We start from the raw sequence: 19172 nt of genomic DNA on the forward strand, positions 1-19172 counted from the left end.
ATGCAGCAACTCAATCCTTCCGAAATTAGTGAAATCATCAAGGGCCGCATCGACAACCTCGATGTGAGCTCCCAAGCCCGTAACGAAGGTACCGTCGTTTCGGTTTCCGACGGTATCGTGCGGATCCACGGTCTGGCCGACGTAATGTACGGCGAAATGATCGAGTTCCCGGGCGGCGTCTACGGCATGGCACTGAACCTGGAGCAAGACTCCGTAGGTGCAGTGATCCTGGGTGCCTATGACACCCTCGCCGAAGGCATGAGCGCCAAGTGCACCGGCCGCATCCTGGAAGTTCCGGTTGGTAAGGAACTGCTGGGTCGCGTCGTCGACGCACTGGGCAACCCGATCGACGGCAAAGGTCCCCTGGGCAACACCCAGACCGACGCGGTCGAGAAAGTAGCTCCAGGCGTGATCTGGCGTAAGTCGGTAGACCAGCCTGTACAGACTGGCTACAAGTCCGTTGACGCCATGATCCCTGTCGGCCGTGGCCAGCGTGAGCTGATCATCGGTGACCGTCAGATCGGCAAGACCGCCATGGCCATCGACGCCATCATCAACCAGAAAGACTCCGGTATTTTCTGTGTGTATGTTGCTGTCGGCCAGAAGCGTTCCACCGTTGCCAACATCGTTCGCAAGCTGGAAGAAAACGGCGCCCTGGCCAACACCATCGTGGTTGTTGCCAGTGCTTCGGAATCCGCCGCACTGCAATTCCTGGCGCCATACGCCGGTTGCACCATGGGCGAGTTCTTCCGTGACCGCGGTGAAGACGCGCTGATCGTTTACGATGACCTGTCCAAGCAGGCCGTTGCCTACCGTCAGATCTCCCTGCTGCTGCGCCGTCCACCAGGACGTGAAGCGTACCCAGGCGACGTGTTCTATCTCCACTCCCGTCTGCTGGAGCGTGCATCGCGCGTTTCGGAAGAGTACGTCGAGAAGTTCACCAACGGCGCAGTGACTGGCAAAACCGGTTCCCTGACCGCTCTGCCGATCATCGAAACCCAGGCTGGCGACGTTTCCGCGTTCGTTCCGACCAACGTGATTTCCATCACCGACGGTCAGATCTTCCTGGAATCGGCCATGTTCAACTCGGGCATCCGCCCTGCAGTGAACGCCGGTGTTTCGGTATCCCGCGTAGGTGGTGCCGCTCAGACCAAGATCATCAAGAAGCTGTCCGGTGGTATTCGTACCGCGCTGGCTCAGTACCGTGAACTGGCTGCATTCGCCCAGTTCGCTTCCGATCTGGACGAAGCGACCCGCAAGCAGCTGGAGCATGGTCAGCGCGTAACCGAGCTGATGAAGCAGAAGCAGTACGCGCCAATGTCCATCGCGGACATGGCCCTGTCGCTGTACGCCGCTGAGCGTGGTTTCCTGACTGACGTAGAAGTCTCCAAGATCGGCAGCTTCGAGCAAGCACTGATCGCCTTCTTCAACCGTGATTACGCCGAACTGTTGGCGAAGATCAACGTGAAGGGTGACTTCAACGACGAAATCGACGCAGGCCTGAAAGCCGGTATCGAGAAGTTCAAGGCCACCCAGACCTGGTAAGCCGCAGCGGGGGCTCAGGCCCCCGCTTGCTAACCTGATAGGTGATACATGGCAGGCGCAAAAGAGATTCGCAGTAAGATTGCGAGCATCAAAAGCACGCAAAAAATTACCAGCGCCATGGAGAAAGTGGCGGTCAGCAAGATGCGCAGAGCTCAAATGCGCATGGCTGCTAGCCGTCCTTACGCGGAGCGTATCCGCCAGGTGATCGGTCATCTGGCCAACGCCAACCCGGAATATCGCCACCCGTTTATGATCGAGCGCCCTGTAAAGCGTACCGGTTATATCGTGGTGAGCAGTGACCGTGGTCTGTGCGGTGGCTTGAACACCAACCTGTTCAAGGCCCTGGTCAAGGACATGAACGTCAACCGCGAACAGGGCGTCGAAATCGACCTGTGCGTGATCGGCAGCAAGGGTGCGACTTTCTTCCGCATCTTTGGCGGCAACGTCGTAGCCGCGATCAGCCAACTGGGCGAAGAGCCATCGATCAATGATCTGATCGGCTCCGTCAAAGTGATGCTGGACGCCTACCTGGACGGCCGTATCGATCGCCTCTCCGTGGTGTCGAACAAGTTCATCAATACCATGACCCAACAACCGACGGTCGAGCAATTGGTACCGTTGGTGGCAACCCCGGATCAGGATCTCAAGCATCACTGGGATTACCTGTACGAACCCGACGCAAAAGAGCTGCTGGACGGCTTGATGGTGCGTTACGTGGAGTCGCAGGTGTACCAGGCGGTGGTCGAGAACAACGCTGCTGAACAAGCGGCCCGGATGATCGCCATGAAGAACGCCACAGACAACGCCGGTGATTTGATCAAAGAGCTTCAGTTGATCTACAACAAGGCGCGTCAGGCTGCGATCACCCAGGAGATCTCGGAAATCGTCGGCGGCGCTGCCGCGGTTTAACGGTTCACATATTCAGAGGATCCAGCTATGAGTAGCGGACGTATCGTTCAAATCATCGGCGCCGTCATCGACGTGGAATTCCCACGTGACGTCGTGCCGAGTGTATACAACGCGCTGAAAGTACAAGGCGCGGAAACCACCCTCGAAGTTCAGCAGCAGCTGGGCGACGGCGTGGTTCGTACCATTGCGATGGGCTCCACCGAAGGCCTCAAGCGCGGTCTGGATGTCGTCGACACCGGCGCTGCCATTTCCGTTCCTGTTGGTAAGGCCACTCTCGGCCGTATCATGGACGTTCTGGGCAACCCAATCGACGAAGCCGGCCCGATCGGCGAAGAAGAGCGTCGCGGTATCCACCAGCCAGCGCCTTCGTTCGCTGACCAGGCAGGCGGCAACGACCTGCTGGAAACCGGCATCAAGGTTATCGACCTGGTTTGCCCGTTCGCCAAGGGTGGTAAAGTTGGTCTGTTCGGTGGTGCCGGTGTCGGCAAGACCGTAAACATGATGGAACTGATCCGTAACATCGCCATGGAACACAGCGGTTACTCCGTGTTCGCTGGTGTGGGTGAGCGTACTCGTGAGGGTAACGACTTCTACCACGAGATGAAGGACTCCAACGTTCTCGACAAAGTAGCGCTGGTCTACGGTCAGATGAACGAGCCACCAGGAAACCGTCTGCGCGTAGCGCTGACCGGCCTGACCATGGCCGAGAAGTTCCGTGACGAAGGTAACGACGTTCTGCTGTTCGTCGACAACATCTATCGTTACACCCTGGCCGGTACCGAAGTATCCGCACTGCTGGGCCGTATGCCTTCGGCAGTAGGTTACCAGCCGACCCTGGCTGAAGAGATGGGCGTTCTGCAAGAGCGCATCACCTCCACCAAGGAAGGTTCGATCACCTCCGTCCAGGCCGTATACGTACCTGCGGACGACCTGACCGACCCGTCGCCAGCGACCACCTTCGCCCACTTGGACGCCACCGTCGTTCTGTCCCGTGACATCGCCTCCCTGGGTATCTACCCAGCGGTCGACCCACTGGACTCGACTTCGCGTCAGCTGGACCCGAACGTGATCGGCAACGAACACTACGACACCGCTCGTGGCGTTCAGTATGTTCTGCAGCGCTACAAAGAGCTGAAGGACATCATCGCGATCCTGGGTATGGACGAACTGTCCGAAAGCGACAAGCAACTGGTTGCCCGCGCTCGTAAGATCCAGCGCTTCCTGTCGCAGCCGTTCTTCGTGGCCGAAGTCTTCACCGGTTCGCCAGGCAAGTACGTGTCTCTGAAAGACACCATCGCTGGCTTCAGCGGCATCCTCAAAGGTGACTACGACCACCTGCCAGAACAAGCGTTCTACATGGTCGGCAGCATCGACGAAGCGATCGAGAAAGCCAAGAAACTGTAATTCCTGCGCCCCGCAAGGGGCGCTATCAGGTTGAGGCAAGCAGATGGCTATGACAGTCCATTGCGATATCGTCAGCGCGGAAGGAGAGATCTTCTCCGGCCTGGTCGAGATGGTGGTTGCGCACGGTAACCTGGGTGATCTTGGTATCGCTCCAGGCCACGCGCCGCTGATCACCAATCTGAAGCCAGGTCCGATCACGCTGACCAAGCAGGGTGGCGCCCAAGAGGTGTTCTACATCTCTGGTGGTTTCCTCGAGGTTCAGCCGAACATGGTCAAGGTGCTTGCCGATACCGTGCAACGTGCTGGAGACCTGGATGAAGCTCAGGCTCAGGAAGCCCTCAAGGCTGCCGAGAACGCCCTGAATCTGAAAGGCGCGGACTTCGACTACGGCGCCGCCGCCGCACGTCTGGCCGAGGCTGCAGCTCAGCTGCGCACCGTCCAGCAAATGCGCCGGGGCAAGTAATCGGCCGACGGCTGATCACTTCCGTAGCGATTGAGTAAAAGGGTAGCCTCGGCTACCCTTTTTCTTTTTCCGATTTTCCCTCCCGGTCATTTCACTGACCACCCAGGATTGGTAGCCAGTCAATGTCACTCGATATCGTTATTCTCGCCGCCGGCCAAGGTACCCGCATGCGCTCGGCGCTGCCCAAGGTGCTCCACCCGGTAGCTGGCAACTCCATGCTTGGCCATGTTATCCACAGCGCACGTCAGCTTCAGCCTCAAGGTATCCACGTGGTCATTGGCCACGGTGCCGAGTTGGTACGTGAGCGCCTGGCCGCCGACGACCTCAACTTCGTCATGCAGGACAAGCAGCTGGGCACAGGCCATGCCGTTGCCCAGGCGCTGCCGGCCATTACCGCCGACACAGTGCTGGTGCTTTACGGCGATGTTCCGCTGATCGAGGTGGAAACCTTGCAACGCCTGCTGGCGAAGGTCAGTGACACCCAGCTGGGTCTGCTCACCGTCACGCTGCAGGATCCGACCGGCTACGGCCGCATTGTGCGTGATGGCGCCGGGCAGGTAACGGCGATCGTCGAGCACAAGGACGCCAGCGAAGCGCAGAAGGCTATCAAGGAAGGCAACACCGGCATCCTCGCCCTGCCTGCCGCGCGCCTGGCCGACTGGATGGGCCGCTTGTCGAACAACAATGCCCAAGGCGAGTACTACCTCACCGACGTCATCGCCATGGCTGTCGCCGATGGCCTGGTGGTTGCTACCGAACAGCCGCACGACCCGATGGAAGTGCAGGGCGCCAACGACCGCCGCCAGCTGTCCGAACTCGAGCGCCACTACCAACTGCGTGAAGGCCGCCGCCTGATGGCCCAGGGTGTCACGTTGCGGGACCCTGCGCGCTTCGACGTGCGTGGTGAAGTCACCGTGGGTCGCGATGTGCTGATCGATATCAACGTGATCCTCGAAGGCAAGGTGGTGATCGAGGACGACGTACAGATCGGCCCCAACTGCGTGATCAAGGACAGCACCCTGCGCAAAGGCGTGGTGGTCAAGGCCAACAGCCATATCGAAGGCGCGGTGATGGGGGAAGGCAGCGATGCCGGTCCGTTCGCTCGCTTGCGCCCGGGCAGCGTGCTCGATGCCAAGGCCCATGTGGGCAACTTCGTCGAACTGAAGAACGCGCACTTGGGCGAAGGGGCCAAGGCTGGCCATCTCACCTACCTGGGCGATGCAGAAGTCGGCGCACGTACCAACATCGGTGCTGGCACCATCACCTGCAACTACGACGGGGCCAACAAGTTCAAGACCGTTATGGGTGAAGACGTGTTCATCGGTTCCAACAACTCGTTGGTGGCGCCTGTGGATATCAAGGATGGTGCGACGACGGCGGCCGGGTCGACTATTACCCAGACCGTTGAAGCGGGTGACCTGGCGGTGGCGCGTGCGCGCCAGCGCAATATCTCGGGGTGGAAACGCCCGGAGAAAATCAAGAAGAGCTGAGTTATACACAGCTGATTCGATTAGAGAGAAGCCGACCTATGAATATAGGTCGGCTTTTTTATTGCTTGCGCGGGCCCTATCGCCGGCAAGCCGGCTCCCACAGAAATTCCCTGAGGCTTCCAGACCTGTGCAGATCCATGTGGGAGCCGGCTTGCCGGCGATAGGGCCAGAGCAGGCAAACATTATCCACAGGTCATCGCCAGCTTGACGAAACCTTCATCTTAGGTTTTGATTGCAACCATTATCTTTCGAATCGAAACTTAAGCGCCAATGTCGAAACGAAACACCCCCCAACGCCGCCACAACATCCTGGCCATGCTCAGCGAGCAGGGTGAGGTCAGTGTGGATGCGCTTGCCAAGCGATTCGAAACATCGGAAGTGACGATCCGCAAGGATCTGGCTGCACTCGAAGCCAATGGCCTGTTGCTGCGTCGTTATGGCGGCGCGGTACCCGTGCCGCAGGAAATGCTCGGTGAGTCCGCCCAGCCCGTGTCTGCCTACAAGAAGGCCATTGCCCGTGCTGCCGTCGGGCGCATCCGCGAGCACGCACGCATCATCATCGACAGCGGCAGCACCACGGCCGCCATGATTCCGGAACTGGGCCGCCAGCCGGGCCTGGTGGTGATGACCAATTCACTGAACGTGGCGCGCGCCATCAGCGAACTCGAACACGAGCCCGTGCTGCTGATGACCGGCGGCACCTGGGATCCTCACTCCGAGTCGTTCCAGGGCCAGGTCGCGGAGCAGGTACTACGCTCTTACGATTTCGACCAGCTGTTCATTGGTGCCGATGGCATCGACCTTACCCGCGGCACGACCACCTTCAATGAACTGCTCGGCCTGAGCCGGGTGATGGCCGAAGTGGCCCGTGAAGTGATCGTGATGGTCGAGTCCGACAAGGTCGGGCGCAAGATCCCCAACCTCGAGCTGCCCTGGGGCAGCGTGCACACCCTCATTACAGACGAACGCCTGCCCGCAGAGGCACGCGAACATATTCAAGCCCGCGGCATCAACCTGATCTGTGCCGCGATCAGCCAGGAGCAATAATCATGTGTGGAATCGTTGGTGCCGTAGCCGAACGCAATATCACCGCAATCCTCATCGAAGGCCTCAAGCGTCTTGAGTACCGTGGCTATGACAGCGCCGGCCTGGCGGTCTACACCCAGCAGGGCGAACTGCAGCGCCTGCGCCGCATCGGCAAGGTCGCCGAGCTGGAAGCTGCCAATGCCGCCGAGCCGCTGGTTGGCCAACTGGGTATTGCCCACACTCGCTGGGCCACCCATGGCGCGCCGACCGAAGGCAATGCCCACCCGCACTTCTCGGGCAACGAAGTGGCGGTGGTGCACAACGGCATCATCGAAAACCACGAAGAGCTGCGTGAAGAGCTCAAAGGCCTGGGTTATGTGTTCGCCTCGCAGACCGACACCGAGGTTATCGTCCACCTCATCCACCACACCCTGAAGACCATCCCGGACCTGGCCGACGCCCTCAAGGCCGCGATCAAGCGCCTGCATGGCGCCTATGGCCTGGCGCTGGTCAGCGTCAAACAGCCTGATCGCCTGGTGGCCGCGCGCAGTGGCAGCCCGCTGGTAATCGGCCTGGGCCTTGGCGAGAACTTCCTGGCGTCCGACCAATTGGCCCTGCGTCAGGTCACCGACCGCTTCATGTACCTGGAAGAGGGCGATATCGCCGAGATCCGCCGCGACCATGTGAAGATCTGGGACCAGGCCGGCAATGCCGTGCAGCGTGAAACCGTGCAGTACCACGAAGGTGCCGAAGCGGCCGACAAGGGTACCTACCGCCACTTCATGCTCAAGGAAATCCACGAGCAGCCGACCGTGGTCCAGCGCACCCTGGAAGGCCGCCTGGGCAAGGACCACGTGATGGTCCAGGCTTTCGGCCCACAAGCCGCCGAGCTGTTCGCCAAAGTGCGCAATGTGCAGATCGTCGCTTGTGGTACCAGCTACCATGCCGGCATGGTCGCCCGCTATTGGCTGGAGAGCCTGGCGGGTATTCCTTGCCAGGTCGAAGTGGCCAGCGAATTCCGCTACCGCAAGGTCGTGGTGCAGCCAGACACCCTGTTCGTGTCGATCTCTCAGTCGGGCGAAACCGCCGACACCCTGGCTGCCCTGCGCAACGCCAAGGAGCTTGGCTTCCTGGGCAGCCTGGCGATCTGCAACGTTGGCATCAGCTCGCTGGTGCGTGAATCCGACCTGACCCTGCTGACCCTGGCCGGCCCGGAAATCGGCGTGGCCTCGACCAAGGCGTTCACCACCCAGCTGGTATCGCTGATGCTGCTGACGCTGGCCCTGGGCCAGGTGCGCGGTACCCTGGAAGCCGGCGTCGAAGCCGAACTGGTCGAAGAGCTGCGTCGTCTGCCAGCTCGCCTGGGCGAAGCGCTGGCCATGGACGCTACCGTCGAGAAGATCGCCGAGCTGTTTGCCGACAAGCACCACACCCTGTTCCTCGGCCGTGGCGCCCAGTATCCGGTGGCCATGGAAGGTGCACTCAAGCTCAAGGAGATTTCCTACATCCACGCTGAAGCCTACCCGGCAGGTGAGCTGAAGCATGGCCCGCTGGCGTTGGTGGATAACGACATGCCAGTAGTGACCGTTGCACCGAACAACGAGTTGCTGGAGAAGCTCAAGTCGAACCTGCAGGAAGTTCGCGCACGCGGCGGCGAGCTGGTGGTGTTCGCTGACGAGCAGGCCGGCATGAGCAATGGCGAGGGTACCCACGTGGTCAAGGTGCCGCACATCTCCGACGCCCTGGCTCCGATCCTGTACACCATTCCGCTGCAGCTGCTGTCGTACTACGTTGCCGTGCTCAAAGGTACCGACGTCGACCAGCCTCGTAACCTGGCGAAATCGGTGACTGTGGAGTAAGACTGGGCAGTTTCTGAAGGCCGTTGTTTTTAGACCATTAATACGGCATCAGGACAGTAATAACGGTCACAGGGGTGGTTATCCTCCCCTGTGACCGGATCGCTCCACCACCTTCCTTGCTCACCTTCCGGTGACTGCGTCGTAGCTTGCCGCTCATGCAGCTGCGAATCCAACCCTCACGAATCCATGAGTTCGTACATTGAGCGCATCCGCTACTCAAGTTGGATGATCCCGGCAGAGTATGGTCATGGCTGACCGCTCGCCTTCCACTGAGTCTCATAACACTCGCCCTCTCGTCTGGCCCTTTTCAGCTTCGGTCACTTCAAGCCGAACGAGGCGTCATGACGCTCTCACAGACCGCGTTGGCGTCCCGAATGGTAGCCATTTGCCATATGTTCGTGTAAATTCCGGCGCGCGGCATATGGCAATTTGCCAGCGTCAGGAATCCAGCGGAAATAGACCATCACTAAAAAAGAGTAATGGTTTAGCGGGCCTGACTTTGAAAAAGCAAACACAATACAAGGAGTTCCGTAATGAGTAATAACCTGAACCAGGCGCCGCAGGACAAGACTGCACTGTATGTTTACTTCCTGTATCTGGCAGGTCTCTTCATCCCTTTCACCGGGCTGATTGGTCTGATCATGGCGTATGTCAATAAAGGAAAAGATACCCTCACAGACTCTTACTATCAGCATCAGATCAGCACGTTCTGGTGGGGACTGCTCTGGCTGGTAATAGGTTCTGTCACGGCAGTATTCATTATTGGCTACTTCATCATTCTGGCGTGGGCCATCTGGATGATTATTCGCTGCGTCAAAGGTATCAAGGCATTCAACAGCGGCATTGCTGTGTAAATAGTTGTCTCTTGAGTAATGCAAAACCTCTGGGCAAATTCAAATAGCCCTTCAGCTAGACGGAACTAAGAATGCTTCGTAAAAAATCACTGACTTTGGCCATCACGTTCGCGCTGTCCACGTCCCTGCTCTCTGGCTGTGGCGAAGAGCCTGAAAATTTTGCAGACAAGGATGGGAAATCCATAGCTCAGCGCATGCAGGAAGAGTCCGAGCTTAAGCACAAGCAGCTTGAAGAAGAGGCCCAGAGAAAGCGAGAAGAGGCTTTCAAAGCTTCCATTGCCATGCACGAAGCCAACAGCACCGTGCTGCCTGATTTGCCGGTGGCGGATGATTCAGCTTATTTGGACATCCATAAGCCGTGGATGCCGGGTAACCTTTACATCGCATTCAATGGCTTCAATGAATCAGACGAAACACTGATTGACGTATTACAAGTGTATACTCAGTACGACGGTTATCCCAAGGGTATCGCCGAACTGTCCAAGAAATACATGTTTGAAAAAGACGGCTTTGCCAAGATTGATCTTGCCAGGAACTTCAAGGAATTGATGGTTTCCGAGAGCAGTAAAATTAACGGTGTTCGCTACGTCAAGTTTGTAGTCAAACCAAAATTTGCTGAAATTGCGACTTACGACTTCAACCGCAAAGGCTTTAACCTGAGCCCGGACTTGTTCACCGACAAGCGTGATTTGACCGAGTCTGACAAGAAGGGCATGAACGTCGGCTCCAGTTTCCCGCCGGCACGCTCCTATTTCAATGGTGAGCCGATCAACTTGCACTATGGCTTTACCGAAGCCACTGCACTGCAATTTGTTCCGGTCGAAGATCAAGCGATCGCCCGCAAAATCGAAGCGGTTCGCACCGAGACCAGCGTTGTCATTTATGGCTACCTGAAAAGCGTCGAGCATGCCGAGCGTGCTAAAGATAACGACCGCTATCTCAACATCAAGCCCCAGCGTGCTGACTTCGTTTCCCCCGCTGGCGAGGTGCTGTACAGCGTGACGCTATGATTGCTTGAATCGGAACTAACGATCTTTCCGAAAAGCATTGCTCCTCCCGCAAACAACAAGGGCGCCCTACGGCGCCCTTGTTGTTCAACCTGTTGCTCCTGCGACAGGCGCCAGCCGCGTCTCCCATCCTGTTCTGACCCTCAGCGACCCTAGGTCGATCATGAGAAATTCTATAGTTGTGTGCAAAAAAAATGAGTTTGTCTCATGAGTACTGAATCCTGACAATTCCCTCATCGAATTCTTCGTTAGGGACAGAACATCATGGCACTGGCACACAACCTCGGCTTTCCGCGCATCGGCCGTGACCGCGAGCTGAAAAAAGCCCAGGAAGCATTCTGGAAGGGCGAGCTGAGCGAAGCCGGTTTGCGCGCTGTTGGTCGTGAGCTGCGTGCCGCCCACTGGCAGGCGCAGAAGGACGCTGGCATCGAGTTGCTGCCCGTCGGTGATTTCGCCTGGTACGACCAGGTGCTGACCCACTCGCTGACCTTCGGTGTGATTCCACAGCGTTTCCGTGGCCACGAAGGTGCGAAGCCCACGCTGCAAACCCTGTTCAGCATGGGCCGTGGCGCTGTGGATAACTGCTGCGGCGGTGCCCACGCCCAGGAAATGACCAAGTGGTTCGACACCAACTATCACTACCTGGTACCTGAGTTCACCGCTGACCAACAGTTCGCCCTGAGCTGGGAGCAACTGTTCGAAGAGGTCGACGAAGCCAAGGCCCTCGGCCATGCCGTCAAGCCGGTGGTGATCGGCCCGCTGACCTACCTGTGGCTCGGCAAGACCAAGGGTGCCGACTTCGACAAGCTGGAACTGGTCGAGCGACTGCTGCCGCTGTACGACGAAATCTTCAACCGCCTGGCTGCCCAAGGCGTGGAGTGGGTACAGATCGACGAGCCGATCCTGGTGCTGGACCTGCCTCAGGAGTGGAAGAACGCCTACGAGCGCGTCTATAACATCCTGCAGCGCGCACCGCTGAAAAAGCTGATCGCCACCTATTTCGGCGGCCTGGAAGAAAACCTGGGTCTGGCTGCGAACCTGCCGGTGGACGGCCTGCACATCGACCTCGTACGTGCCCCCGACCAATACCCGACCATCCTCGACCGTCTGCCAACCTACAAGGTGCTGTCGCTGGGGCTGGTCAACGGCCGCAACGTCTGGGCTACCGACCTGGAGAAAGCCGTTAGCGTGCTGCAAGATGCAGCCGAACGTCTGGGCGATCGCCTGTGGGTTGCGCCGTCCTGCTCGCTGCTGCACAGCCCGGTCGACCTGGCACGTGAAGACCAGCTCGACGCAGAGCTCAAGAGCTGGCTGGCCTTTGCTGTGCAGAAGTGCGAGGAAGTGGCCGTACTGGCCAAGGCCGTCAACCAGCCGGGCGCTGCCGATGTTGTTGCCGCCCTGGAACGTAGCCGCGCCATTCAGGCCAACCGCGCCACTTCGCCGCGGATCCACAAGGCAGCGGTACAAGCGCGTCTGGCGGCTATCAAGCCAGCCGACAGCCAGCGTCAATCGGGCTTCGAGCAGCGCATCGCCAAGCAGCGCGCCGGTCTCGACCTGCCGGCCTACCCAACCACTACCATCGGATCTTTCCCACAGACTTCGGCGATCCGTCTGGCGCGTCAGTCGTTCAAGCTGGGCAAGCTGACCGAGGGCGATTACGTCGAAGCCATGCAGAGCGAAATTCGCCATGCCGTGGAGATCCAGGAGAACCTCGGCCTGGATGTGCTGGTGCACGGTGAAGCCGAGCGTAACGACATGGTCGAGTACTTCGCCGAGCAACTGGATGGCTACGTCTTCACCCGCTTCGGCTGGGTACAGAGCTATGGTTCCCGCTGTGTCAAACCAGCGGTCATCTTCGGTGACCTGAGTCGCCCCAAAGCAATGACCGTGGAGTGGATCAAATACGCCCAGAGCCTCACCGACAAGGTGATGAAGGGCATGCTGACCGGCCCGGTGACCATGCTGATGTGGTCCTTCCCACGCGAAGACGCGAGCCGCGAAGTGCAGGCGCGCCAGCTGGCGCTGGCCATACGCGATGAGGTGGTCGACCTGGAAGCGGCTGGCATCAAGATCGTGCAGATCGACGAAGCCGCATTCCGCGAAGGCCTGCCGCTGCGCAGGAGCGCCTGGGCTCACTACCTGGATTGGGCAACCGAAGCCTTCCGCCTGTGCGCGTCCGGTGTGCGTGACGAAACCCAGATCCACACCCACATGTGCTACAGCGAGTTCAACGACGTGATCGAGTCGATCGCCGCGATGGACGCGGACGTCATCACCATCGAGACCTCGCGTTCGGACATGGAGCTGCTGGAGGCCTTCGAGAAGTTCGACTACCCGAACGAGATCGGCCCAGGCGTCTACGACATCCATTCGCCGCGGGTGCCGACCAGGGACGAGATCATCAAGCTGCTGAGCAAGGCGGCCCAGCGTATCCCTGCCGAGCGCCTGTGGGTCAACCCGGACTGCGGCTTGAAAACGCGCGCCTGGCCGGAGACCGAAGCGGCACTGGTGAACATGGTCGCCGCCGCCCGCGCACTGCGCGCCACGGTTTGATATACCTTGTCGAGATCCAAGCTCATCAAGGTTCACCCATGAAGGCCACCCATCTCACGCTGATCAGCCACGCACCGACCGAAGCGCAGCGGTCAGGGCGATTTCATGCCGATGAGGACGGGGTTCAGCTCACAACCGATCAGCCCTTGGTCCTGCCCAGGGGCTCGATTGGCCTGACCGGCCCCGAGTTGCGCGCCACGCAGACGGCGCAGCTGTTGGGGCTGCGGCCTACCGTGGAACCTGCATTGCGGGACTGCGATTTCGGGCGATGGAAAGGTGTGTCGCTGAAGGCGCTACAGCGCGATGAGGCTGAGCTTTTGCAGGTGTGGATGAACGACCCTCAGTCAGCGCCGCATGGAGGCGAGTCGATTGCCGATGTTTGCCGGCGCGTGGCTGACTGGCTGGAAGGTTTCACGGCACCCGGCCATTGGGTCGCCGTGACGCACCCGATGATCATCCGGGCGGCGATGCTGCATGTGCTGCAATGCCCATTGTCGGCTTTTCATCGCATCGACGTGCAACCCCTGTCGCCGTTGCATCTTGGCCATCACGGCATGTGGCGAGTCAAACTGACGTCCGCTGACTGATCGGCGGGCGCCTTGCCGGTGGCGAAAGCGCTCGAGAGGGTTTCGAGGCCACGGAACAGGCGGATGCCAGCCTGCATGGCATCGGCATCGAGGATGACGATGCGTCCTTGCTTCACCGCATCCATTTGCCGGGTTACCGGGTCGTTGCGCAAGAATTCCAGCTTCTTCTGGTGGTCGTCGGCGGGGAAGCGGCGGCGGTCCATGCGGGCAATGATGATCCAGGTCGGATTGGCCTTGGCCAACGTTTCCCACCCGACCGTTGGCCATTCCTCATTGGACGCGACGACATTGCGCACGCCAAGGGTCTGCAGCATGAAATCAGCCACGCCCTCGCGGCCGGCGACGTAGGGGTCGGTGTCGAGGTCGGCGCTGGAGAACCAGAACAGTGCGGAGGTTTTCGACAGGTCCTTGTCTGCGAGCTGCTGCCTGGCATGATCCAGGCGGGCTTTGAGATCCGCATTCAGCGCGGCGCCACGGTCCTGTACATCAAAAATCTCTGCCAGCTGGCTGACACTTTTGTAGACGGTGTCGATGCGAAACGGTTGGGTACGGGTGCCGTCGGCGCCGACCAGGTTGTCCTTGCCTTCGCAGTCGGAAGGCAAGAGGTAGGTCGGGATGTTCAGCTCATTGAATTGTTGGCGCGTGCCGACCGCACCCTGGGGGCCGACCATCCACTCGAACTGCACGGTCACCAGTTGCGGACGCTTGTTGACGACGGCCTCGAAGCTCGGCTCGTTGTCGGCGAGGCGCTCGACCTTGTCGTTCTGCGTCTTGAACTCCGGTAGCACGTTGTTGAACCACAGCGAGGTGCCCGCGAGTTTGCCGCCCAGGCCCAGGGCATACAGGAGCTCGGTGCCGGCCTGGCCGATGGTGACGGCGCGCTCTGGCGCCTGCGCAAAGGTCTGCGGTACACCACAGTTGTCGATCGTCAGCGGGTAGTGGCTGGCGCCAGCCTGGGCGAAACCGGAAAGACTCATCGCGGTGAGCAGGGCAGCGAAGCGGGGCAGCATGGGGCGATCTCTGGACAGGGCGGCAGCGGCCATTGTCGGAATCGCGAGGGGTGCTGGCAACCTGACGCCCCCTCGGGGAGCGTCAAGCTGCAGCTTGGCCGGGGTCAGATCTGCATGGCCATGCCTTGCACATTCATCGCTGCCTGGCGCAAGGCCTCGGAGCGGGTCGGATGCGGGTGACAGGTGAGGGCGATGTCCTCGGCGGAGGCGGAGAATTCCATGGCCACGCAGAACTCGCCGATCATCTCGCTGACGCTCGGGCCTACCAGGTGCACGCCCAGCACCTCATCGGTGTTGGCATCGGCGATGACCTTGGCGAAGCCTTCGGTCTCATGGTTGATCTTGGCCCGGCTGTTGGCCGTGAACGGGAACTTGCCGACCTTGTAGGCACGGCCCTCAGCCTTGAGCTGCTCTTCGGTCTTGCCGACCGTGGCCAGCTCCGGACGGGTGTAGATCACCCCGGGAATCAGGTTGTAGTTCACCTCATGCGGCTTGCCAGCGATGCGTTCGATGCACGCCACCGCTTCGTCCTCGGCCTTGTGCGCCAGCATCGGGCCGGAAGTGACGTCGCCGATCACCCAGATGCCCGGGACCGAGGTGCGATGGTGCTGGTTATCGAGCATGCCGCGCTTGTCGGTCTCCAGTCCCACGCTTTCAAGGTTCAGGCCCTTGGTATAAGGGCGGCGACCGATGGCGACCAGCACATAGTCGGCTTGCAAGGTTTCTGCAGCACCACCCGCGGCCGGTTCCAGGGTCAGGCTGACACCGTCGGCCGTCGCACTGGCCTGAGTCACCTTGCTGCCGAGCTTGAAGGTCATGCCTTGCTTGGCCAGCGCTTTTTGCAGGGTCTTGGCGGTCTCTTCATCGGTGCCAGGGCAGATCCGGTCGAGGTACTCGATCACGGTGACCTGGCTGCCCAGTCGGCGCCATACCGAACCCAGCTCCAGGCCGATGACGCCGGCGCCGATCACCACCAGGTGCTTGGGCACTTGCGGCAGGGCGAGGGCGCCGGTGGAATCGATGATGCGCTGGTTGTCGATGGTCACGCCGGGCAGGGGGGTCGGCTCGGAGCCGGTGGCGATGACGATGTCCTTGGCCTGCAGCGTCGTTTCGCTGCCATCCTCGGCCTTGACGACGACCTTGCCGACGCCGTCCAGGCGGCCCCAACCCTTGACCCAGTCGACCTTGTTCTTGCGGAACAGGTACTCGATGCCCTTGGTCAGGCCGGTAACGCTCTCGTCCTTCTGTTTCATCATCTGGGCGAGGTTCAAGGTGGGCTTCACTTCGATACCGAGGTGGGCGAACTCGTCACCGCTGGCAGCCTCGTACAGTTCGGAGGCATGCAGCAAGGCCTTGGACGGCATGCAGCCGACATTCAGGCAGGTACCGCCCAGGGTCGAGCGACCCTCCACACAGGCGACGCTGAGGCCAAGCTGCCCGGCGCGAATCGCCGCGTTGTAGCCGCCAGGGCCGCCACCGATGATCACCACGTCATAGGATTTCATGGGTTTCTACTCCAGATGAGGAAGCGCGAGAGGGGCACAAGGTTAAGCAAAGCGAGGCAGATTGTATACAATCGCGGTTAAGATCATTCGGTTCTAGACCATGGTCTTGTTTAGCGGAAAGCTCGCACGAATGAACTACTCTGATTCGGTGGCGTTCGAAATTTCATAGGCGCCATGCCAAACATGGAAAGGAGGATCGTTCATGCTCGCGCAACTTCCGCCGGCATTGCAGAGTCTTGACCTGCCGCTGCGCCTTAAACTATGGGACGGTAACCAGTTCGACCTGGGGCCTAGCCCGCAGGTCACCATCCTGGTCAAGGAGCCTCAGCTGATCAATCAGCTGATGCACCCGAGCATGGACCAGTTGGGCACCGCTTTCGTCGAGGGCAAGCTGGAGCTGGAAGGCGATATTGGCGAAGCCATTCGGGTGTGCGACGAGCTCAGCGAAGCGCTGCTGACCGATGAAGAAAAGGCCCCTCCGCAGCGTGTGGCTCACGACAAGAGCACCGATGCCCAGTCCATCTCTTACCACTACGACGTTTCCAACGCGTTCTATCAACTCTGGCTCGACCAGGACATGGCCTATTCCTGTGCCTACTTCCGCGAGCCGGACAACACCCTCGATCAGGCGCAGCAGGACAAGTTCGATCACCTGTGCCGCAAGCTGCGCCTGCAGGCAGGTGACTATTTGCTGGACGTGGGTTGCGGGTGGGGCGGGTTGTCACGGTTCGCCGCGCGCGAGTATGGCGCCAAGGTCTTCGGTATCACCTTGAGCAAAGAGCAGCTGAAGCTGGGACGGCAGCGGGTCAAGGCTGAGGGATTGGCCGACTTGGTCGACCTGCAGATCCTCGACTATCGCGACCTGCCACAGGATGGTCGCTTCGACAAAGTGGTCAGCGTGGGCATGTTCGAACATGTCGGGCATGCCAACCTGGCGTTGTATTGCCAGAGGCTGTTCGGTGCCGTGCGTGAGGGTGGCGTGGTGATGAACCACGGCATCACCGCCAAGCATATCGACGGCCGACCTGTGGGGCGAGGTGCGGGCGAATTCATCGACCGCTATGTGTTTCCCCATGGAGAGCTGCCGCACCTGTCGATGATCAGTGCAAGCATCTGTGAGGCGGGGCTGGAGGTGGTGGATGTGGAGAGCCTGCGCCTGCACTACGCCAAGACCTTGCACCACTGGAGCGAAAACCTGGAGAACCAGTTGCACAAGGCGGCGGCGCTGGTGCCGGAAAAGACCCTGCGCATCTGGCGGCTCTACCTGGCGGGCTGTGCCTATGCATTCCAGAAGGGGTGGATCAATCTTCATCAGATACTGGCGGTGAAGCCTTATGCCGATGGGCACCATGATCTGCCCTGGACACGTGAAGACCTCTATCGCTGAAAGCAATGAACGGGGGCCGCAATAGCGGCCCCCGTCGCGTTACAGGATCGGTGAAATCAGCCGCGCAATACGCATCCCCAGTTGCTGGAGGCGATGGGTGTCGAGGCTATCCTCTGCGGTAATTTCCCTGGATTGCTCGAAGTCGGCCAGCAGCATGGTCTCGACGTGATCGGCGAACGCCCGGTCGACCGTCAGCAAGGTAATCTCGAAGTTGAGCCGGAACGAACGGTTGTCCAGATTGGCACTGCCAATCGCACTGACCTCGTCGTCCACCAACACCACCTTCTGATGCAGAAAGCCCGGCTGGTAGCGGAACATGCGCACGCCTGCGCGCACTGCCTCGAAGGCGAACAGGCTGGAGGCGGCATAGACGATCCGGTGATCCGGGCGGGCTGGTATCAGCACCCGCACATCCACCCCGCGAAGCACGGCCAACCGCATGGCAGCGAACACGGCTTCGTCAGGAATGAAATAGGGGCTGGTGATCCACACTCGCCGGGTGGCGGAATGGATAGCTTCGAGGAAGAACAGCGAGCAGGTTTCCTGGGGATCGGCAGGCCCGCTGGCCAGGGCCTGGCAGAGCACGCCGTTGTCGGGGTAAGTGTCCGGCAGAATCAGCGGTGGCAGCTGCCGGGTCGCCCAGTACCAGTCCTCGGCGAACGACTCTTGGAGGCACGCCAACACGGGCCCGCTGATCTGCACGTGGGTGTCCCGCCAGGGAGAAAGACGTGGGTGGCTGCCGAGGTATTCGTCGCCTACGTTATGCCCGCCAATGAACCCGGCCAGGCCATCGACCACGACGATCTTGCGATGGTTGCGGAAGTTCACCTGGAAGCGGTTGAACAATCCACGGCGGGTAGCGAAGGCATGAATCTGTACGCCACCTTGGCGCAGTACCTGGCTGTAGCTGGCGGGCAGCGCATGGCTGCCCACCCGGTCATACAGCACGAACACCTGAACACCTTCGGCGGCCTTGCGTAACAGCAATTGCTGCAGGGCCTTGCCGAGGTTGTCGTCGTGGATGATGAAGAACTGCACCAGTACCACTTCACGGGCCTTGGCAATGGCGTCGAAGATGGCATCGAAGGTGGCCTTGCCATCGATCAGCAGCTTTACCTGGTTGTTGGCCAGGCAGGGCATGCGGCCGAGTTTCGGCATGGCGCGCAACGCGGCGTAGCTCTGCGACTCGCGGGCAGTGAGTGCCTCTTCTACCCACGGCCGCCAATTGAGGTTGGCCATGGCCACGTGCATTTCCTGGTTGGCCTGGCGCCGGGCCTGGATGTAGGCGAAGAACGAGCGAGCACCGAAGATCAGGTAAGGAATCAGCGTGAAGTAGGGGATGAAGAACAGCGACAGGGCCCAGGCAATTGCGCCCTGGGCGGTGCGCACGGTGAACACTGCATGCAGCGCCGCGATGGCGCCAAGCAAATGAATGATGCCGAGCACGTAGCCGAAGAAGTAGGGGCTGTGGTAATCCATACGCATCCTGCTTGCCGAATACACAGCGGATAACAGAACACGTTCCAGACCCGCCTTGCAACCTGAAAGCGGATTTGGCGTCTAAGGTTCAGCC

Annotated in this window: 15 protein-coding genes; 12 read left to right on the forward strand and 3 right to left on the reverse strand. The window is 60.0% G+C overall.

The features are described 5' to 3' along the window. The 11 genes from atpA to PMI38_RS07285 all read left to right on the forward strand — a co-directional run bounded on the left by atpA (position 1) and on the right by PMI38_RS07285 (position 13697). Positions 1 to 1545 (forward strand): F0F1 ATP synthase subunit alpha, encoded by a 1545-nt coding sequence (gene atpA, locus PMI38_RS07235; RefSeq protein WP_008092233.1) that lies wholly within the window; start codon positions 1 to 3, stop codon positions 1543 to 1545. Between the two features lie 48 nt (positions 1546 to 1593). After that, positions 1594 to 2454, forward strand: coding sequence for a F0F1 ATP synthase subunit gamma (atpG, locus tag PMI38_RS07240; RefSeq protein ID WP_008092234.1), 861 nt, complete (start codon positions 1594 to 1596; stop codon positions 2452 to 2454). 27 nt (positions 2455 to 2481) lie between these two features. Then, the gene (gene atpD, locus PMI38_RS07245) at positions 2482 to 3858 is read left to right on the forward strand and encodes a F0F1 ATP synthase subunit beta (RefSeq protein WP_008092236.1); all 1377 of its coding nucleotides are present in this window, start codon (positions 2482 to 2484) and stop codon (positions 3856 to 3858) included. A gap of 43 nt (positions 3859 to 3901) precedes the next feature. Next, on the forward strand, positions 3902 to 4321 hold the full coding sequence (locus tag PMI38_RS07250; protein ID WP_008092237.1) for a F0F1 ATP synthase subunit epsilon: 420 nt from the start codon (positions 3902 to 3904) through the stop codon (positions 4319 to 4321). A 122-nt stretch (positions 4322 to 4443) separates the two neighbouring features. After that, positions 4444 to 5811, forward strand: a complete 1368-nt coding sequence (gene glmU / locus PMI38_RS07255) for a bifunctional UDP-N-acetylglucosamine diphosphorylase/glucosamine-1-phosphate N-acetyltransferase GlmU (protein ID WP_008092239.1) — start codon at positions 4444 to 4446, stop codon at positions 5809 to 5811. 270 nt (positions 5812 to 6081) lie between these two features. Further along, positions 6082 to 6858 (forward strand): DeoR/GlpR family DNA-binding transcription regulator, encoded by a 777-nt coding sequence (locus PMI38_RS07260; protein ID WP_008092240.1) that lies wholly within the window; start codon positions 6082 to 6084, stop codon positions 6856 to 6858. A gap of 2 nt (positions 6859 to 6860) precedes the next feature. Beyond that, the gene (glmS, locus tag PMI38_RS07265) at positions 6861 to 8696 is read left to right on the forward strand and encodes a glutamine--fructose-6-phosphate transaminase (isomerizing) (RefSeq protein WP_008092241.1); all 1836 of its coding nucleotides are present in this window, start codon (positions 6861 to 6863) and stop codon (positions 8694 to 8696) included. 533 nt (positions 8697 to 9229) lie between these two features. Continuing rightward, positions 9230 to 9550: a DUF4870 family protein gene (locus tag PMI38_RS07270; RefSeq protein ID WP_008092242.1), complete on the forward strand. Its 321-nt coding sequence runs from the start codon at positions 9230 to 9232 to the stop codon at positions 9548 to 9550. 71 nt (positions 9551 to 9621) lie between these two features. Continuing rightward, positions 9622 to 10560 carry a hypothetical protein gene (locus PMI38_RS07275; protein WP_008092243.1) on the forward strand — a complete coding sequence of 313 codons (939 nt, stop codon included), beginning with the start codon at positions 9622 to 9624 and terminating at the stop codon, positions 10558 to 10560. 261 nt (positions 10561 to 10821) lie between these two features. Further along, entirely contained in the window at positions 10822 to 13110 is a 2289-nt protein-coding gene (metE, locus tag PMI38_RS07280; RefSeq protein ID WP_008092249.1) for a 5-methyltetrahydropteroyltriglutamate--homocysteine S-methyltransferase, read from the forward strand. Between the two features lie 38 nt (positions 13111 to 13148). Next, positions 13149 to 13697, forward strand: coding sequence for a histidine phosphatase family protein (locus PMI38_RS07285; RefSeq protein WP_008092250.1), 549 nt, complete (start codon positions 13149 to 13151; stop codon positions 13695 to 13697). Here the strand turns inward: PMI38_RS07285 and PMI38_RS07290 are convergent. Together PMI38_RS07290 and lpdA are read right to left on the reverse strand one after the other, a co-directional pair. Then, entirely contained in the window at positions 13658 to 14707 is a 1050-nt protein-coding gene (locus PMI38_RS07290; protein WP_008092252.1) for an ABC transporter substrate-binding protein, read from the reverse strand. The genes PMI38_RS07285 and PMI38_RS07290 overlap by 40 nt on opposite strands. Before the next feature lie 104 nt (positions 14708 to 14811). Next, positions 14812 to 16212 carry a dihydrolipoyl dehydrogenase gene (lpdA, locus tag PMI38_RS07295; RefSeq protein WP_008092254.1) on the reverse strand — a complete coding sequence of 467 codons (1401 nt, stop codon included), beginning with the start codon at positions 16210 to 16212 and terminating at the stop codon, positions 14812 to 14814. 202 nt (positions 16213 to 16414) lie between these two features. Between lpdA and cfaB the strand changes: the two genes are divergently transcribed. After that, entirely contained in the window at positions 16415 to 17599 is a 1185-nt protein-coding gene (cfaB, locus tag PMI38_RS07300) for a C17 cyclopropane fatty acid synthase CfaB (RefSeq protein ID WP_008092255.1), read from the forward strand. Positions 17600 to 17638: 39 nt separating this feature from the next. Here cfaB and cls read toward each other — a convergent pair whose 3' ends face one another. Next, a complete protein-coding gene (gene cls / locus PMI38_RS07305) occupies positions 17639 to 19078 on the reverse strand; it encodes a cardiolipin synthase (RefSeq protein ID WP_008092256.1) in 1440 nt (479 codons plus the stop codon). Between the last annotated feature and the right edge of the window lie 94 nt (positions 19079 to 19172).

Source organism: Pseudomonas sp. GM84, assembly GCF_000282535.1.
GTDB lineage: Bacteria > Pseudomonadota > Gammaproteobacteria > Pseudomonadales > Pseudomonadaceae > Aquipseudomonas.

Bases quoted from the DNA above. Each gene is read 5' to 3' on its own strand.
- atpD (WP_008092236.1), top strand. From the start codon at position 2,482: ATGAGTAGCGGACGTATCGTTCAAATCATCGGCGCCGTCATCGACGTG.
- PMI38_RS07290 (WP_008092252.1), bottom strand. From the start codon at position 14,707: ATGCTGCCCCGCTTCGCTGCCCTGCTCACCGCGATGAGTCTTTCCGGT.
- lpdA (WP_008092254.1), bottom strand. From the start codon at position 16,212: ATGAAATCCTATGACGTGGTGATCATCGGTGGCGGCCCTGGCGGCTAC.
- PMI38_RS07285 (WP_008092250.1), top strand. From the start codon at position 13,149: ATGAAGGCCACCCATCTCACGCTGATCAGCCACGCACCGACCGAAGCG.
- atpG (WP_008092234.1), top strand. From the start codon at position 1,594: ATGGCAGGCGCAAAAGAGATTCGCAGTAAGATTGCGAGCATCAAAAGC.
- PMI38_RS07250 (WP_008092237.1), top strand. From the start codon at position 3,902: ATGGCTATGACAGTCCATTGCGATATCGTCAGCGCGGAAGGAGAGATC.
- atpA (WP_008092233.1), top strand. From the start codon at position 1: ATGCAGCAACTCAATCCTTCCGAAATTAGTGAAATCATCAAGGGCCGC.
- glmU (WP_008092239.1), top strand. From the start codon at position 4,444: ATGTCACTCGATATCGTTATTCTCGCCGCCGGCCAAGGTACCCGCATG.
- glmS (WP_008092241.1), top strand. From the start codon at position 6,861: ATGTGTGGAATCGTTGGTGCCGTAGCCGAACGCAATATCACCGCAATC.
- PMI38_RS07270 (WP_008092242.1), top strand. From the start codon at position 9,230: ATGAGTAATAACCTGAACCAGGCGCCGCAGGACAAGACTGCACTGTAT.
- cls (WP_008092256.1), bottom strand. From the start codon at position 19,078: ATGGATTACCACAGCCCCTACTTCTTCGGCTACGTGCTCGGCATCATT.
- PMI38_RS07275 (WP_008092243.1), top strand. From the start codon at position 9,622: ATGCTTCGTAAAAAATCACTGACTTTGGCCATCACGTTCGCGCTGTCC.
- metE (WP_008092249.1), top strand. From the start codon at position 10,822: ATGGCACTGGCACACAACCTCGGCTTTCCGCGCATCGGCCGTGACCGC.
- PMI38_RS07260 (WP_008092240.1), top strand. From the start codon at position 6,082: ATGTCGAAACGAAACACCCCCCAACGCCGCCACAACATCCTGGCCATG.
- cfaB (WP_008092255.1), top strand. From the start codon at position 16,415: ATGCTCGCGCAACTTCCGCCGGCATTGCAGAGTCTTGACCTGCCGCTG.